The sequence below is a fragment of the Enterobacter sp. E14S genome (genome assembly GCF_055666685.1).
The window spans coordinates 1-262 of sequence record NZ_JBVODQ010000038.1 but is presented as its reverse complement, the minus strand read 5'-3'; the positions used below and the strand labels follow the sequence as shown (position 1 = coordinate 262).

Annotated in this window: 1 rRNA gene; it reads right to left on the bottom strand. The window is 54.2% G+C overall.

The annotated features are described in order from the left end of the window. Positions 1-262 (bottom strand): 23S ribosomal RNA (locus ACZ6J2_RS21895); the annotation flags it as partial.

The window sequence follows — 262 nt, the reverse complement described above, 5'->3', positions numbered from 1 at the left end:
TTCCCTCACGGTACTGGTTCACTATCGGTCAGTCAGGAGTATTTAGCCTTGGAGGATGGTCCCCCCATATTCAGACAGGATACCACGTGTCCCGCCCTACTCTTCGAGTTCACAACCTGTGCATTTTCGTGTACGGGGCTATCACCCTGTATCGCCGGACTTTCCAGACCGTTCCACTAACACACAAGCTGATTCAGACTCTGGGCTGCTCCCCGTTCGCTCGCCGCTACTGGGGGAATCTCGGTTGATTTCTTTTCCTCGG